The sequence below is a fragment of the Kribbella sp. NBC_00482 genome, from assembly GCF_036013725.1.
GTDB lineage: Bacteria > Actinomycetota > Actinomycetes > Propionibacteriales > Kribbellaceae > Kribbella.
On sequence record NZ_CP107881.1, the window covers coordinates 6268220 to 6284239 of the forward strand.

Here is a 16020-nt window from a genome sequence, read left to right on the forward strand (position 1 = left end):
GAACAAGGCACACCCGGCGGGCGTCTTGGAGTCTGAGATATAGACTCAAGCATTCGAGGACGACCCGCGGGAGGAGCTCGATGCGCGTGCTGGAGACGGTGGAGGGTCCGGAGGACCTCAAGAAGCTGACCGATCAACAGCTGACCGATCTGGCGACCGAGATCCGGGACGTGCTGGTCGAGACGGTGACCCGCACCGGGGGGCACCTCGGCCCGAACCTCGGCATGGTCGAGATCACCCTGGCGATGCACCGGGTGTTCGACTCCCCACGGGACCGACTGCTCTTCGACATCGGCCACCAGGCGTACGTGCACAAGCTCGTCACCGGCCGGGCGGGGGAGTTCGGCACGCTCCGTCAGCAGGGCGGCCTGTCCGGGTACCCGAGCCAGGCCGAGTCCGAGCACGACGTGATCGAGAACTGCCACGCCTCGACCGCCCTGTCGTACGCCGACGGCCTGGCCAAGGCGTACCGGGTCCGCGGCGAGGACCGGCACGTGGTCGCGGTGATCGGCGACGGCGCCCTGACCGGCGGTATGGCCTGGGAGGCGCTGAACAACATCGCCGCCGCCAAGGACCTCAACCTCGTCATCATCGTCAACGACAACGGCCGGTCGTACAGCCCGACCGTCGGCGGCCTCGCGACCCACCTCACCAGCCTGCGCACCAACCCGCGGTACGAGAAGGTCCTCGACCTGATCAAGAAGAACCTCGGCCGGACGCCGTACGTCGGCCCGCCGATGTACGAGGTGCTGCACGGCGTCAAGAAGGGCCTGAAGGACATGCTCGCCCCGCAGGGCATGTTCGAGGACCTCGGCCTCAAGTACGTCGGTCCTGTCGACGGTCACGACCGGCAGGCGCTCGAGGACGCGCTCCGCAACGCGAAGGCGTTCGGCGGCCCGGTGATCGTGCACGCGGTGACCCAGAAGGGCTTCGGGTACGCCGCCGCCGAGCAGGACGAGGAGGACAACCTCCACCAGATCCGCCCGGTGAACAAGCCGCGCGGCTGGACGGACGTGTTCTCCGACGAGCTGATCAAGATCGGCCACCGGCGGCCGGACGTGGTGGCGATCACCGCGGCGATGCTGCACCCGACCGGGCTCGCGCCGTTCGCGGAGGAGTTCCCGGACCGGATCTTCGACGTCGGCATCGCCGAGCAGCACGCGGTGGCCAGCGCCGCCGGCCTCGCGCTGGGCGGTCTGCACCCGGTCGTCGGGCTCTACTCGACGTTCCTCAACCGTGCCTTCGACCAGCTGCTGCTGGATGTCGCGCTGCACAAGTGCGGCGTGACGTTCGTCCTCGACCGTGCGGGTGTCACTGGTGATGACGGCCCGACCCACAACGGCATCTACGACATGTCGCTGGCCAATCTCGTCCCCGGGCTGCGCCTCGCCGCCCCGCGGGACGGCAAGCGGGTCCAGGAGCTCCTGAACGAGGCCATCGAGGTCGACGACGTCCCGACGGTGCTGCGGTACGCGAAGGGCGAGGTGTTCCCGGACATCGAGGCGATCGACCGCGTCGGGCAGATCGACGTACTCCATCGATCCGGCAAGGACGTGCTGCTGGTCGGCATCGGAGCGATGGCGGCGACGGCGATGGACGTCGCGCAGCGCCTGGAGGCGCACGGTTTCGGCGTCACCGTGGTCGACCCGCGCTGGGTGAAGCCGGTGAACCCGCAGTTGGTCGAGCTGGCCAAGGACTTCGAGCTGGTCGCCACGATCGAGGACAACGGCCGCGCGGGCGGCTGCGGCACGATGATCGCCCAGGCCCTCCGCGACGCCGGCGTCGAGACGCCGTTCCGCGACTTCGGCGTGCCGCAGGAGTTCCTCGAGCACGCCAAGCGCGCCGTCGTACTGCAGGCGATCGGGCTCACCGGCCAAGAGGTGGCCCGGGAGATCACGGAGCAGCTCACGCGGCACGCAGAAGCTGTCAGCGAGCCGGACACCGCCGGCGATCGCCCGGGTACGTAGCAGGGGACCGTGGCTGAGGCAGGGCGACACAGCCGGCACGCGGCCACGCGCCGGCGATCGCGCGTCTGGCCGGTCCTGCTGTCGCTCGTCCTGGTAGCGGTCGCAGTGGCCGGCGGTCTCGCCCTGCATCGCTCGAGCCAGACCTCCGGCAGCGCTGCCGACGCCACCACCAACACACCGACGGTCGATCAGGCCGCGCGATCGGCGGCCGTCGACCAGGTGCTGCAGCGCCGGTCGCAGGCCGTCCTGGCCGGCAACGAGCAGGCGTTCCTGGCCGACGTCGACCCCGGCAACAAGCGGCTCGTCGCGAGCCAACGCACCCTGTTCACGAACCTCCGCCAGTTCGGCTTCGCGAAGCTGACCTACCAGCAACTGGCCCAGCAGTACGACGACACCATCGCCCAGAAGTACGGCCCGTCGACGTACCTCGTGGCCGTCGCGATGACCTACCAGATCCGCAGCATCGACCTGGTCCCGGTCCGCGCGATGCTCGGCTACACCTTCACGCAGAGGCCGAACGGCACCTGGATGCTGGTGTCCGACTCCGACCTGGACAAGCGTCTGCCGCGTGGTTCGCACCAGGAAGCCTGGGACATGGACGCGGTCCTCGTGAAGCGCGCCGCACGCGTTCTCGTGGTCGTCGAGAAGGGCCAGGACGCCCTCGCGGACAAGTTCGTCACGATGTCGCTCAGTGCGGTGAAGGCAGTCTCGAAGAGCTGGCCGGGCGGCTGGAACGGCTCCGGCGTGGTGATCGCGCTCGACGACAAGATCGTCCGCGGCGCCGACTACACACAGCCGAAGAACGCCGAGGACGCGCTCGCGATGGCGACCTGGGTGTACCGCACGCTGCCCGGCGAGGTCACCGGCGAAGGGCAGCGGGCGGACTCGTACGTCGTCGTGAACCCGCACAACCGGAACAAGGTCGACGCCCGCACGCTGGCCCACGAGTTCACCCACGTCGCCACCGCGCCGTACGGCGCCTACGCGCCACGCTGGCTGGTCGAGGGCGCCGCGACGTACGTCGAGTTCCTGCCGATGGACGGGCAGAAGGACCTGGCGATCGCGCAGTACCGGCTGGACGTGCGGACGAAGTACCTCGCGAAGGCGAAGAGTCTGCCCGCCGACGCCACGTTCTTCGACCAGGCCGACAGCTCGTACCCGTTGTCCTGGCTGGCGCTCGACTACCTGTTCAGCCGGTTCGGCGGGGTCGAGGTCGGCACGCTGTACCGCGAGCTGGCCGCGCTCGGATCGACCCAGAAAGAACGCGACCGGATCATGCTCGAGCACGTCGGGATGACCGAGGCCGGACTTTTCCGCGCACTGAAGGCCGCAGCCGCAGCGTAAAGCGACGAGCGTCGAGTAGGGTGGCCCGGCTGCAACGATCGGGTACTCGGAGGAGAACGACCCGAAGTGAGTGCGACGACGCCCAATGACGGGCTGCCTGCTGGGCCCCGCCGCTGGCTCGGCCTGGTGCTGGCGGTTGCCCTGGTGTCGGGCGGCGTCGTGTACACCGTTGAACAACGCGAGCAGGACGCCCGTGAGCGGACCGCCGCCACCCAGGCCGCATCGCCGACGCCGGCGCCGCCGAAGTCCACGAAGCCGTCGAGGATCGCCGCCGCGGTCGCAGCCCGCCGGGTCGCGATCGACACCATCCTGCTCCGCCGCGCCCAGGCCGTGCAGACCGGCAACGAGTCGCTGTTCCTGGCCGACGTCGATCCGGCGAACAAGAAGCTCCGCGCCGCGCAGAAGATCCTGTTCGCGAACCTGGTCGAGATCGGCTTCAACGAACTCGGCTACAGCCAGGCCGAGGAACGCTTCAACCCGGCCGTCCTCAAGGCCCACGGCGGTACGACGTACCTGGTCCGGGTCCTGATGCGGTACCAGATCCCGAAGGTCGACTTCACGCCGGTGACGACCGAGCTCGGCTACACGTTCATCGCCCGCGGCGGCCGCTGGCTGCTCACCGCGGACGACGAACTGGACGACGACCTCGGGCCGGGCGCGCATCGCGAGGCCTGGGACCTCGGCCGGATCGAGGTGCAGCGCGGCCCGCGCGTCCTCGTCGTCGTGGAGAAGGGCGACACGACCCGCGGCCGGGCGATCGCCACCGAAGCGGCCGAGGGGCTCCACGAGGTGTCGACGTACTGGCCGCTGAAGTGGACCGGCTCGGTGTTCGTGATCGCGCTCGACGAGACCGAGGTCCGCGACGCCAAGTTCGCCGACGAGGACATCGAGTCCGCGGCGAGCACCGGCACGACGTTCTCCTCGCTGCCCGGCCAGGACACCGCCGACGGTGCGGTCGCCGGCGGGTACGTCGTGATCAACCCGAACGAGCGCGACCGCGTCGACGAGATCCTGCTGTCGCACGAGATCACCCACGTCGCGACCGCGGACCTCGGCGGGTACGAACCGCTGTGGCTGGCCGAAGGCGCCGCGGAGTACGTGTCCTGGCGCGGGATCGAGGCCGTCAGCGGACCGGGCGAGGTCGGCAAGTGGGAGCAGGAGGTCATCGACGACGCCGTACCGCAGCTGACCTCGTTGCCGAGCGACGCGGGCTTCTACCAGAACTCCGCCGACGTGTACGGCGTCAGCTGGCTGGCGGTCCGTTACCTCGTGCAGCGGATCGGACTCGGCAAGGTCGAGGAACTGTACGAGGACATGGCGCGCAACGGCACCGACCAGGCGTCCCGCGACCGCATCCTGCTCGCTCGCACCGGGCTCACCGAAGCGACGTTGTGGACGTCACTGACAACATACCGGCCGCAACGCTGAGTGGCGGATTGACCTCGCGCTGTCAGAGGAGCAATCTCGAATGGGTTCCGTCCACTTCGAGGAGGCGCAGATGAGTCTTGTGCGGAAGAAGACGATCGAGCAGTCGATCGCCGACACCGACGAGCCGGAGTACCAGCTGAAGAAACGCCTCACCGCGGTCGATCTGACCGTCTTCGGCATCGGCGTCATCATCGGTGCCGGCATCTTCACCCTGACCGGCCGTGCGGCCAAGCTGTACGCCGGACCGGGGATCGCACTGTCCTTCGTGCTGGCCGCCGTCTGCTGCGCGCTGGCCGCACTGTGCTACGCCGAGTTCTCGTCCACCGTGCCGGTGTCGGGTTCGGCGTACACGTTCTCGTACTTCTCGCTCGGTGAGATCTTCGCCTGGATCATCGGCTGGGACCTGCTGCTCGAGTTGATGCTCGGGGCAAGCGTCGTGGCGCAGGGCTGGTCGACGTACGCCGCCTTGTTCCTCGACCAGATCGGGTTGGGCTGGCCGTCGTCGATCGGACCGGACAGCAACGTCAACGTGCTCGCGATGCTGCTGGTCGTGGTGCTGGCGATCCTCGCCACGATCGGCATCAAGGAATCGCTGCGCGTCAACCTGGTGCTGGTCGCGATCAAGCTGTTCGTGGTGCTGTTCGTGATCATCGCCGGCCTGTTCTACATCAAGAGCTCGAACCTGACGCCGTTCATCCCGCCGAGTGTCGAGACTCCGGACGCTGGGGTCACCATCACCACGCCGTTGTTCCAGGCGCTGTTCGGGTTCACGCCGTCGACGTTCGGCGTGATGGGCCTGGTGTCGGGTGCGTCGCTGGTGTTCTTCGCGTTCATCGGGTTCGACGTGGTCGCGACCACGGCCGAGGAAGCCAAGAACCCGCAGCGCGACCTGCCGCGCGGCATCATCGGCTCGCTGGCCATCTGCACGGTCCTCTACGTGCTGGTCTGCATCGTCATCACCGGCATGGTGAAGTACACCGACATCAGCGGTGAGGCCGCGCTCGCGGAGGCGTTCCGCTCCGTCGGCCGTGGCGGCTTCGCGACGTTGATCTCGGCGGGTGCTGTGGCCGGTCTGACCACCGTCGTACTGACGCTGATGATCGGCGCCGCGCGCGTCGTGTTCGCGATGAGCCGCGACCACCTGATGCCCCGGCAGCTCGGCAAGACGCACCCGAAGTGGGGTACGCCGTACCGCCTGACCATCGCGATCGGCGTGGTCGTCGCGATCGTGGCCGGGGTGACCCCGATCGGCAAGCTCGAGGAGATGGTGAACATCGGCACGCTGGCCGCGTTCACCCTGGTGTCGATCGCGGTGCCGCTGCTGCGCAAGAGCCGCCCCGACATCCAGCGCTCGTTCCGGGTGCCGGGCAGCCCGGTGATCCCGATCGTGGCGGCGCTGATCTGCCTGTACCTGATGCTGAACCTGTCGCTGGAGACCTGGCTGCGGTTCGCGATCTGGATGGTGCTCGGCTTCCTCATCTACGCCGTGTACGGCTACCGGCGGAGCCGCGTCGGTGTGGAGGAGCGCACCGGCGAGGCCCAGAAGGCCTGATCCGGTCCCCGGAGGGTCGGCTGCTCTCAGGATCAGCCGGCCGTCCGAGGGGGCGGTCAGTGGCCTTCGCCGAGCTTTCCGGCGAGACGCTCGTGACGTTGGGCGCTGGAGGGGTTGAGTCCGACGATGCGGACGGTCTTGCCGTAGCGGGCGTACTTGCTGGTGATCGCGTCCAGGGTGGCGACGGTGGACGCGTCCCAGATGTGGGAGTCGGTCAGGTCGATGACGACGTTCGCGGGGTCGCCGCGGTAGTCGAACTGGTAGACCAGGTCGTTGCTGGAGGCGAAGAACAGCTCGCCGGTGACGGCGTACACCTTGGTGTCGTCGTCGGGGTGTGCGACGTCGGTGACGGTCGTGAAGTGGGCGACGCGGCGCGCGAACAGGATCATGGCGACGATGACACCGACCACCACGCCGATGGCGAGGTTGTGGGTGATGACGACGACCACGACCGTCGACAGCATCACGACGGTTTCGCTGCGGGGCATCCGGCGCAGCGTCTTCGGGTGGATGCTGTGCCAGTCGAAGGTTCCGACCGAGACCATCACCATCACGGCGACGAGTGCGGCCATCGGGATGTCGCCGACCAGGTCGCCGAGTCCGACGACGAGGATCAGCAGGAACGTTCCGGCCAGGAAGGTGGAGATCCGGGTCCGGGCGCCGGAGGCCTTCACGTTGATCATCGTCTGCCCGATCATCGCGCAGCCGCCCATGCCGCCGAAGAACCCGGTGATGACGTTCGAGACGCCCTGGCCCCAGGCCTCACGGGTCTTGACCGAGTGGGTGTCGGTGATGTCGTCGACGAGCTTGGCGGTCATCAGTGACTCCAGCAGACCGACGAGCGCCATTCCCACGGCGTACGGGGCGATGATGCGCAGCGTGTCCAGATTCCATGGAACATCGGGCCAGAACAGCGACGGGAGGCTGTCGGGGAGCTTGCCCTCGTCGCCGACGGTCGGCACCGTCACCGAGGCCAGCGCGACGAAGACGGTGACGGAGAGGATCGCCACCAGCGGGGCCGGGACGGCCGTCGTGAGGCGGGGCAGGAGGACCATGACGATGATTCCGGCCGCGACCAGCGGGTAGACCGGCCACGGGACGTGGGTCAGGTGCGGCAGTTGCGCGAGGAAGATGAGGATCGCGAGCGCGTTGACGAAGCCGACCATGACCGAGCGCGGGATGAACCGCATCAGCCGGGCGACCCCGAGCACGCCGAGGATCACCTGCAGGATCCCGGCGAGGATCACGGTGGCGATCAGGTACTCGTAGCCGTGGTCGCGCATCACCGGCGCGATCACCAGCGCGACTGCGCCGGTCGCGGCCGAGATCATCGCCGGGCGGCCGCCCAGGAACGCGATCGAGACGGCCATCGTGACCGAGGCGAACAGCCCGATCCGAGGATCGACGCCGGCGATGATCGAGAAGCTGATCGCCTCCGGGATCAGCGCCAGCGCGACCACCAGGCCGCCCAGCACCTCGATCCGTAGCCGGCGCGGAGAACGGAACGCGGCGCGGACCGACGTGATGTCAGGCTCCTCCACCGCAGGCGACCGGGCGGGTTCGGGCGTGGCTGACTCAGGCGCCAGCGAAGACATGCGGTCTCCAGACATGCAATGGGCGGCAGACCCTCAGCGCGAGCGGCGCGTCGTTGGGCCTGCGGAAGCACGAGGAGGTCCTGTCACTCTACCTGCGCGCTTCGCCACAATTGCTTGCTGGGGGACGGAGCGGGCTTCCGGCTCCGTACCGCCCCCCAGCGGTCTGTCAGGCGAGGCTTGCTGCGCCCTTGGGGAGGAATCGACTGCCGTTGACCTTCTCCGCGATGCCGGAGCGGTCCAGATACGGCGTGACGCCGCCGAGGTGGAACGGCCAGCCGGCGCCCAGGAGCAGACACAGGTCGATGTCCTGCGCCTGCGCGACGACGCCCTCGTCGAGCATGATCTTGATCTCCTCGGCGAGCGCGGTCAGCACCCGGGTGCGCAGCTCGTCGGCGGTGGACGGCTTGTCGCCGACCGTCACCAGTGCCTCGACCTCCGGGTCCACGACCGGCTTGCCCTCCGGCCAGATGTAGAACGAGCTCTTGCCCGCGGCGACGACCTTCGCGAGGTTCTCCGACACCGCGAATCGCTCCGGGTAGGCCCGGTTCATGGTCTCCGCGACGTGCAGTGCAACCGGTAGCCCGACCAGTTGCAGCAGCACGAACGGCGGCATCGGCAACCCGAGCGCCGACAGCGCCTTGTCCGCCTCGAGGATCGGCGTACCTTCGTCCACCGCCGCGCTGACCTCACCGAGGAAACGGGTCAGCAGCCGGTTGACCACGAACGCCGGTGCGTCCTTGACGAGAACGCAGGACTTCTTCAGCTTCTTGCCGACCGCGAACGCCGTCGCCAGCGACGCGTCGTCGGTCCGGTCCGCGCGAATGATCTCCAGCAGCGGCAGCACCGCGACCGGGTTGAAGAAGTGGAACCCGACGACCCGCTCCGGGTGCTCCAGGTCCGCCGCCATCTCGGTCACCGACAACGACGACGTGTTGGTGGCCAGGATCGCGTCCGGCCGGATGATCTTCTCCAGGTCGGCGAAGATCGTCTTCTTCAGCTGCAGCTCCTCGAACACGGCCTCGATCACGAAGTCGGCGTCCGCGAACACCGAGCGGTCGACCGACCCGGTGACCAGTGCCTTCAGCTGGTTTGCCTTGTCCTGGCGCAGACGGCCCTTCGCGAGCAGCTTGTCGATCTCACCGTGCACGTACCCGACGCCGCGGTCCACGCGCTCCTGGTCGAGGTCCGTCAGTACGACGGGAACCTCGAGCCGCCGCGCGAACAGCAGGGCCAGCTGACCCGCCATCAGACCCGCGCCGACGACACCGACCTTCGACACCGGTCGCGCCAGCGACTTGTCCGGCGCTCCGGCCGGGCGCTTGGCCCGCTTGTTCACCAGGTCGAACGCGTAGAGGCCGCTGCGCAGCTCCTCGCTCATGATCAGGTCGGCGAGCGCCTCGTCCTCGGCCGCGAAACCACGGTCGCGGTCGTTGTCCTTCGCCGCCGCGATGAGGTCCAGCGCCCGGTACGGCGCCGGCGCGGCACCGCTCACCTTGACGTCGGAGAAGCCCTTGCCCCGGGCGACAGCCGCGTCCCAGGCGTCACCGCGGTCGATCTCCGCCCGCTGGACCGTGATCTCACCGGTGAGGACCTTCGAGGCCCAGATCAGCGACTGCTCGAGGAAGTCCGCCGACTCCAGCAGTACGTCGCCGATGCCGAGCTTCACCGCCTCCGGCCCGCTGAGCATCTTGTTCTGGTTGAGGGCGTTCTCGACCACGACCTTCACCGCGTTGTCCGCGCCGATCAGGTTCGGCAGCAGGAAGTTGCCGCCCCAGCCGGGGATCAGGCCGAGGAAGACCTCCGGCGTCGACAGCATGCCTGCGGCCACCGACACGGTCCGGTAGGTGGCGTGCAGTGCGACCTCGAGCCCGCCGCCGAGCGCGACGCCGTTCACGAACGCGAACGACGGCTTGCCGCCGTCGACCAGCTTCCGCATCACGCCGTGCCCGATCTTGCCGAGCGCCAGCGCCTGCTCCCGGTCGGTCAGCTTCGGTACGCCGGTCAGGTCGGCGCCCGCGGCCAGGATGAACGGCTTGCCGGTGACCCCGATCGCGACGACCTCGTCGCGGGCGAGGGCCGCGTCGATGGCTTCGTTCAGCGAGCCCAGACCCTTGGGCCCGAAGGTGTTCGGCTTGGTGTGGTCGTGCCCGTTGTCCAGCGTGATGAGCGCCATCGTGCCGGCCTTGTTCGGCAGCACGACGTCCCGCGAGTGGGCGAGCGTGACGACCTCGTCGGTCGACAACGCCGACGCCGAGTCGATCAGTTCTTGCAGGCTCACTTCTGACCCTCCCAGTTGGGGTTCTCCCAGATGACGGTCCCGCCCATGCCGAGGCCGACGCACATGGTGGTGAGGCCGTAGCGGACCTCGGGGCGCTGCTCGAACTGCTTGGCCAGCTGGTTCATCAGCCGGACCCCGGACGACGCCAGCGGGTGGCCGAAGGCGATCGCGCCGCCGTACGGGTTGACCCGCGGGTCGTCGTCGGCGATGCCGTAGTGCTCGAGGAACGCCAGCACCTGGACCGCGAACGCCTCGTTGACCTCGAAGGCCTGGATGTCGTCGATGGTCAGGCCGGCCAGCTTCAGCGCCTTCTCGGTCGCGGGCACCGGCCCGAAGCCCATCACCTCGGGCTCGACGCCGACGAAGCCGTAGGAGACCAGCTTCATCTTGGGCTTCAGGCCGAGCTCCTCGGCGGCTTCGGCCGACGTGATCAGCGCCGCGGTGGCGCCGTCGTTGATACCTGCCGAGTTGCCCGCCGTGACGCGGCCGTGGGGACGGAACGGCGTCTTCAGCTTGGCCAGGTCCTCCATCGTGGTGCCCGGGCGCATCGGCTCGTCGGTGGTCGCGTAGCCCCAGCCCAGCTCGGCCGAACGCGTCGCGATCGGCACCAGGTCGGGCTGGATCAGGTCGTTCGTGTAGGCCTTCGCGGCGCGCTCCTGGGAGGCGACCGCGAACGCGTCGGCGCGCTCCTTGGTGAGCGAGGGGAACCGGTCGTGCAGGTTCTCCGCGGTCGACCCCATCACGAGGGCCGAGGTGTCGACCAGCTTCTCGGAGATGATCCGCGGGTTCGGGTCCACGCCCTCGCCCATCGGGTGCCGGCCCATGTGCTCGACGCCGCCCGCCACAACCACGTCGTACGCGCCGAACGCGATCCCGGCGGCGGTGGTGGTGACGGCGGTCATCGCGCCGGCGCACATCCGGTCGATCGAGTAGCCGGGCGTGGTGTTCGGCAGGCCGGCCAGCAGCGCGGCGGTCCGGCCGATGGTCAGGCCCTGGTCGCCGATCTGGGTGGTGGCCGCGATCGCGACCTCGTCCACCCGCTCCGGGGGGAGACCCGGGTTGCGCCGCAGCAGCTCCCGGATGCACTTGATCACCAGGTCGTCGGCGCGGGTCTCGGCGTACTGGCCCTTGGCCTTGCCGAACGGGGTGCGAACGCCGTCGACGTACACGACATCGCGGATCTCACGGGGCACGAGGGCCCTCCTCTGGGGGTCGGGAAAGCTACCCCGATGCTACCCGTCGGTAACAGAACCTCCAAAGTACCCACGCCTGTGCGTCGGCTCACAAGTAGGAAAGGAAGGAAAGAGGAGAAGAGCTGGTGGTGCGTGGCGAGAAGAGTTGGTGGTGGGTAGCAAGAAGAGTTGGTGGTGCGTGGCATTGCGGCGCGAATGGGCGCATGCTGGATTCCTGGTCCGCGTTATTGGAGTTGTTCAATGGACAATCTTGATCTCGCCGTACCGGTTCTGAGCCGGGGGAAACACCGCAGTCCGCGCAAAGGCGCCTGCTTCATGGAGTTCGCGTCCTACCTGGCCGGTGAGCCGTGGTCGGACCACCCGTCCTGCACGCACGCGCTGCTGGCGGGCGTCGCGCGCGACGTGAACGACTGCACGACGGACGCCGGGCGATCCCGGCTGGCTCCGTTGATCCCGTCCGTGATCGGGCTGACCCCGGACGACCCGCACGTCGTGCCGCGGGTGACCGCGCGCTGCATCCAGCATGCGCTGCCGGTCGTCTCGCAGGAGCGCCAGTACATCCTGGCCGTCGCCTTGCTGGTGGGGGAGAAGCAGCTCGCGTTGCTCGACGGCCGGCCGGTCGACGACATCGAGCCGGAGTCGCTCGCCGTGCTGGAGGCGGTCCCGTCGGCGACGAAGTGGGCGCGGTCCTTCACCAACCGCGCGCGCCGCGCGACCCCCGACTTCGCCCGCCGTACGGCGCCCCGCGCGGTCTCGTGCGCGGTCGAGGGCATCTCGCAGGCCTGCGTCCCGGATCCGGACGCCCGGCTGTACCAGCTCCTCCTCGACGCCATCGCCGAAACCAAGGCGTGGGTGCCCGCACCCGCACCCGAACCGGTTACGCGCGAGGTCGTACGCTTCACGGTGTGACATCGGAGATCGACACCGCCTCAGGCCCGCTACCGGTCCACGAGTGGGGACCCGCTGACACCGAGGCACCGGGTGTCCTGCTACTGCAGGAGATCTTCGGGGTCTCCGACTACATCAAGGAGCGCGCGGCGGACCTACACGCCCTCGGGTACTACGTGATCGCGCCGGAGATCTACTGGCGGCTGGACGACACAGAGTTGGACGAGTCCTCGCCGGAGCTCCTGCCGCGCGCGATGGGCATCGTCGGCCGCCTCGACTGGGATCAGGCTGTGAAGGACTCCGTCGCCGCGCTGGAGTATCTGAAGGCGCGGGGGAGAGGCACCGGGGTAGTCGGCTTCTGCTTCGGTGGCGGGCTCGGCTACAACGTGGCCGCCGTGTCGTCGCCGGACGTTCTCGTGAGCTACTACGGCTCCGCGCTGCCTGGTCTGGTTGAGCTCGCGCCGAAGGTGACCGCGACCAGCCTGCACCACTTCGGCAACACCGACGCGTACCTGGACGTTGACGCGATCGTGCCCGCACTGGGTGATGTCGAGATCCACAGGTACGACGGTGCCGGCCACGCGTTCGACAACCCGCTGCCGATGTTCCACCACGCCGAGGCGTCCGTGCTGGCGTGGCGCCGTACCGAAGACTTTCTTGCCCGACACCTCCCAACCTCCCAAGGACAAGCATGAGCCTGTACGACATCCCGTTGACCACCCTGTCCGGCGCCGCGACCTCGCTCGGCGAGTACAAGGGCAAGGCTGTTCTGGTTGTGAACGTGGCGTCGAAGTGTGGTCTGACGCCGCAGTACGAGGGCCTGGAGAACCTGCAGAAGAAGTACGCGTCGCGCGGCTTCACGGTGCTCGGCGCCCCGTGCAACCAGTTCGGCGGCCAGGAGCCCGGCTCCGCCGAGGAGATCGACACCTTCTGCTCCACGACGTACGGCGTGACGTTCCCGATGCTCGACAAGCTCGAGGTCAACGGCGAAGGCCGGCACCCGCTGTACGACGAGCTGACCCAGACCCCCGACGCCGAAGGCGAGTCCGGCGACATCCAGTGGAACTTCGAGAAGTTCCTGATCAGCCCCGAGGGCACCGTCGCCGCCCGCTTCCGCCCCCGCACCGAGCCGGAATCCGCCGAGGTGGTCACCGCCATCGAGGCGCAGCTCCCGGCCTAGCACTTCCCGGCCAGATCGCCCGTCGCTGCCGCGGCGGGCGATTTCTTTGCCGTCCATTGCAACAACCGCCCGACGAGATCCTGGTGGAGTAGAGGACCGATTCTGTCCTGTTCTGCTTCTAGCGTTGTGTTCTACAACGACCTAAGGAGCAGGACATGACGGTGAACCCGATCCCCGAGGGCTACCACAGCGTGACGCCGTGGATCATCGGGCACGACACCGCCGGGCTGATGGACTTCCTGGCGGCCGCGTTCGATGCGGTGGATCTGGGTGGCCGGGTGGTGGGGCCGGACGGGTCCATCCAGCACGCCGAGATGCGGATCGGCGACTCGGTCGTGATGATGTTCGACCATCCCGGCTGGCCGCCGAGGCAGGCGTTCCTGCGGCTGTACGTGCCGGACGTGCACGAGACGCTGGAGAAGGTCGTGGCCGCCGGGGGCACCGTGGTGACCGAGCCGACGCACCTGTTCTGGGGTGACGTGGTCGGCCGGGTGCACGACCCGTACGGCAACCTCTACTGGGTCCACACTCGGATCGAGGACGTCGACGAGCAGGAGCTGGCCCGGCGACTCGGCGACGAGACGTTTCTGAAGGCGATGGAGTACGTGCAGAGCTCGCTGTATCGCCCGGAGATCTAGTCGAGGGGTTTCTTTGCTTCGGAGGTCATTGCTTCGGTGAGGACTTCCGAGGTGAGGGCGATCTGCCAGTCGCGGGCGTGGTGGTCTCGGAGGAAGGTGGTGACCACTTCGAGGTTCACGTCCGGTGGTGGGGACCAGGCCAGGCGGCGGATCGTGTCCGGGGCCAGCAGGTTCTCGGTGGGGAGGCGGTGGGCCTCGGCGATCTCGGCGACCGCGGCGCGGGCGGCCGACAGGCGGGCGGCGGCGTCCGGGTCGCGGTCGGCCCAGGCGCGGGCCGGGGGCGGGCCGTCGTACCTCGGGCCCTGTTTGGGGAGTTCGGAGTCGGGGAGCTTGCGGGCGTGGTCGACCGCCTCCCACCAGGTCCGCATGTGGCGGTGGGCGCCGCGGCCTTTGAAGGCGGTGAGCTTCTGCAGCGTGTCGCGGTCGGCCGGCATCGCGGACGCCGCCTCGACGATCGCGGCATCCGGCAGCACGCGGCCGGGGGAGATGTCGGCGGACTCGGCGATCTGGTCACGGGCCTCCCACAGCGCCCGGACGGTGGCCAGGCTGCGGCGGTTCCGGACCCGGTGCATACCCGACGTACGGCGCCACGGGTCCGGCTTCGGCTCCCGCGGAGGAGCGTCCAGGATCGCGGCGAACTCCTGCTCCGCCCAGTCCCACTTGCCTTCGCGGCGCAGCTCCTGCTCGATCGCGTTCCGGAGCTCGATCAGCATCTCGACGTCCAGGGCGGCGTACACCAGCCAGGGCGCCGGGAGCGGCCGGGTCGACCAGTCGGCCGCGGAGTGCTCCTTGCGCATCCGGTAGCCGAGTACTTCGCTCACGAGCGAGGCGAGCCCGACCTTCGGGTACCCGAGCAGGCGGCCGGCCAGTTCGGTGTCGAACACCTGCCGCGGCACCATCCCGACCTCGGCCAGGCAGGCCAGGTCCTGGTTCGCGGCGTGGATGATCCATTCGGTGTCGACGATCGCGTCGCCGAGCGCGGACAGGTCGCCGAACGGGATCGGGTCGACCAGCGCGGAGCCGGAGCCCTCACGGCGCAGCTGGACGAGGTAGGCGCGGTGCGAGTAGCGGTAGCCGGAGGCGCGCTCGGCATCCACAGCCACCGGACCGGTGCCGGAGCGGAACGCCTCGACGATGTCGGTGAGCGCGGGGTCGGAGTCGATCACCTCCGACAATCCGTCCCTGAGCTCGAGCAGGGGCAGTTGGGCGGCCGGATCGGCCGATTCGGAGGGCTGGGTGTCGGCTGGGCTCATCGGCCCCGCTGTCCACGCCGGGTCGGCATCGCGACCACCCCCGGCGGCACCGGCGGCAGTCCGGCCGCCGTACACAGCACCTCGCCCCACGCCTCGGCGTGCTGGGTCACGTCCACCAACCCGCCGGCGCCGGGCACGGGACTCCAGGACGCGCGGATCTCGATCTCCGCCGTCGCGTCGTCGTCGGCCATGCCGCCGAAGCTTTCGGATACCACCCTGGTGACGGTACCGCTCGGGGCCAGGAAGTCGGCACCCCGGTCCGCCAGGGCCTCCATCAGCCAGGTCCAGCCCACGCCGCCGAGCAGCGCGTCGGTCACCATCTCCGGTTCGACGGCGGCGCGCACGTATGCGACACAGCGGAAAGTCGACTGCCAGGCGTCGTTCCCGGCCGGGTCGTAGAGGACGACCAGACGGCCGGTGGCGATATCGTCACCGTCGACCGTCACGTCGGCGCTGACCGCCGCCGCATGCGGTGCGATCCGCTGCGGTGCGGGCATCTCCTCGACGAAAACCTCGGGCCGGAACCGGGCACCTCGTAATTGCGAGACTGCCTCGGCGAACTCCGCGGGTGGCGCGTCGACCTGCTTGCGGGCACCCATGTCGGCAGCCTACGACTGATTACTCACCGCCGCCTGCTAAGACGCGCCGGTAGCTGTGTGTATGCCGGACGCGACCGGGTCACTGAGCCCTGATCACAGCGTGGG

The 16020-nt window shown here is 68.9% G+C and carries 13 protein-coding genes; 8 read left to right on the forward strand and 5 right to left on the reverse strand.

The genetic code is table 11. The annotated features are described in order from the left end of the window. Window positions 1-80 precede the first annotated feature (80 nt). The 4 genes from dxs (at window position 81) to OHB24_RS30425 (ending at window position 6291) form a co-directional block, all read left to right on the forward strand. Window positions 81-1967 (forward strand): 1-deoxy-D-xylulose-5-phosphate synthase, encoded by a 1887-nt coding sequence (gene dxs, locus OHB24_RS30410; RefSeq protein ID WP_327634289.1) that lies wholly within the window; start codon window positions 81-83, stop codon window positions 1965-1967. A 9-nt stretch (window positions 1968-1976) separates the two neighbouring features. Beyond that, window positions 1977-3311, forward strand: a complete 1335-nt coding sequence (locus OHB24_RS30415; RefSeq protein WP_327634290.1) for a hypothetical protein — start codon at window positions 1977-1979, stop codon at window positions 3309-3311. Window positions 3312-3377: 66 nt separating this feature from the next. Beyond that, a complete protein-coding gene (locus OHB24_RS30420; protein WP_327634291.1) occupies window positions 3378-4739 on the forward strand; it encodes a hypothetical protein in 1362 nt (453 codons plus the stop codon). Between the two features lie 70 nt (window positions 4740-4809). Further along, a complete protein-coding gene (locus tag OHB24_RS30425) occupies window positions 4810-6291 on the forward strand; it encodes an amino acid permease (protein ID WP_327634292.1) in 1482 nt (493 codons plus the stop codon). Between the two features lie 56 nt (window positions 6292-6347). Here OHB24_RS30425 and OHB24_RS30430 read toward each other — a convergent pair whose 3' ends face one another. From OHB24_RS30430 to OHB24_RS30440, 3 genes are all read right to left on the reverse strand, one after another. Beyond that, window positions 6348-7886, reverse strand: a complete 1539-nt coding sequence (locus tag OHB24_RS30430; protein WP_327634293.1) for a SulP family inorganic anion transporter — start codon at window positions 7884-7886, stop codon at window positions 6348-6350. 166 nt (window positions 7887-8052) lie between these two features. After that, window positions 8053-10164, reverse strand: coding sequence for a 3-hydroxyacyl-CoA dehydrogenase NAD-binding domain-containing protein (locus OHB24_RS30435; protein WP_327634294.1), 2112 nt, complete (start codon window positions 10162-10164; stop codon window positions 8053-8055). Then, window positions 10161-11357 (reverse strand): thiolase family protein, encoded by a 1197-nt coding sequence (locus OHB24_RS30440; RefSeq protein ID WP_327634295.1) that lies wholly within the window; start codon window positions 11355-11357, stop codon window positions 10161-10163. The genes OHB24_RS30435 and OHB24_RS30440 overlap by 4 nt, the downstream gene beginning before the upstream one ends. A gap of 240 nt (window positions 11358-11597) precedes the next feature. Between OHB24_RS30440 and OHB24_RS30445 the strand changes: the two genes are divergently transcribed. The 4 genes from OHB24_RS30445 (at window position 11598) to OHB24_RS30460 (ending at window position 14063) form a co-directional block, all read left to right on the forward strand. After that, window positions 11598-12266 carry a hypothetical protein gene (locus OHB24_RS30445; RefSeq protein ID WP_327634296.1) on the forward strand — a complete coding sequence of 223 codons (669 nt, stop codon included), beginning with the start codon at window positions 11598-11600 and terminating at the stop codon, window positions 12264-12266. Continuing rightward, window positions 12263-12940, forward strand: a complete 678-nt coding sequence (locus tag OHB24_RS30450) for a dienelactone hydrolase family protein (RefSeq protein ID WP_327634297.1) — start codon at window positions 12263-12265, stop codon at window positions 12938-12940. The genes OHB24_RS30445 and OHB24_RS30450 overlap by 4 nt, the downstream gene beginning before the upstream one ends. After that, on the forward strand, window positions 12937-13425 hold the full coding sequence (locus OHB24_RS30455; RefSeq protein WP_327634298.1) for a glutathione peroxidase: 489 nt from the start codon (window positions 12937-12939) through the stop codon (window positions 13423-13425). The genes OHB24_RS30450 and OHB24_RS30455 overlap by 4 nt, the downstream gene beginning before the upstream one ends. Window positions 13426-13580: 155 nt before the next feature. Next, window positions 13581-14063, forward strand: coding sequence for a VOC family protein (locus tag OHB24_RS30460; protein WP_327634299.1), 483 nt, complete (start codon window positions 13581-13583; stop codon window positions 14061-14063). Here the strand turns inward: OHB24_RS30460 and OHB24_RS30465 are convergent. Then, window positions 14060-15316, reverse strand: a complete 1257-nt coding sequence (locus tag OHB24_RS30465; RefSeq protein ID WP_327634300.1) for an HRDC domain-containing protein — start codon at window positions 15314-15316, stop codon at window positions 14060-14062. The two genes, OHB24_RS30460 and OHB24_RS30465, sit on opposite strands and share 4 nt — an antisense overlap. Next, window positions 15313-15915 carry a DUF3000 domain-containing protein gene (locus OHB24_RS30470; protein WP_327634301.1) on the reverse strand — a complete coding sequence of 201 codons (603 nt, stop codon included), beginning with the start codon at window positions 15913-15915 and terminating at the stop codon, window positions 15313-15315. Before OHB24_RS30470 ends, OHB24_RS30465 begins: the two co-directional genes overlap by 4 nt. Window positions 15916-16020 lie beyond the last annotated feature (105 nt).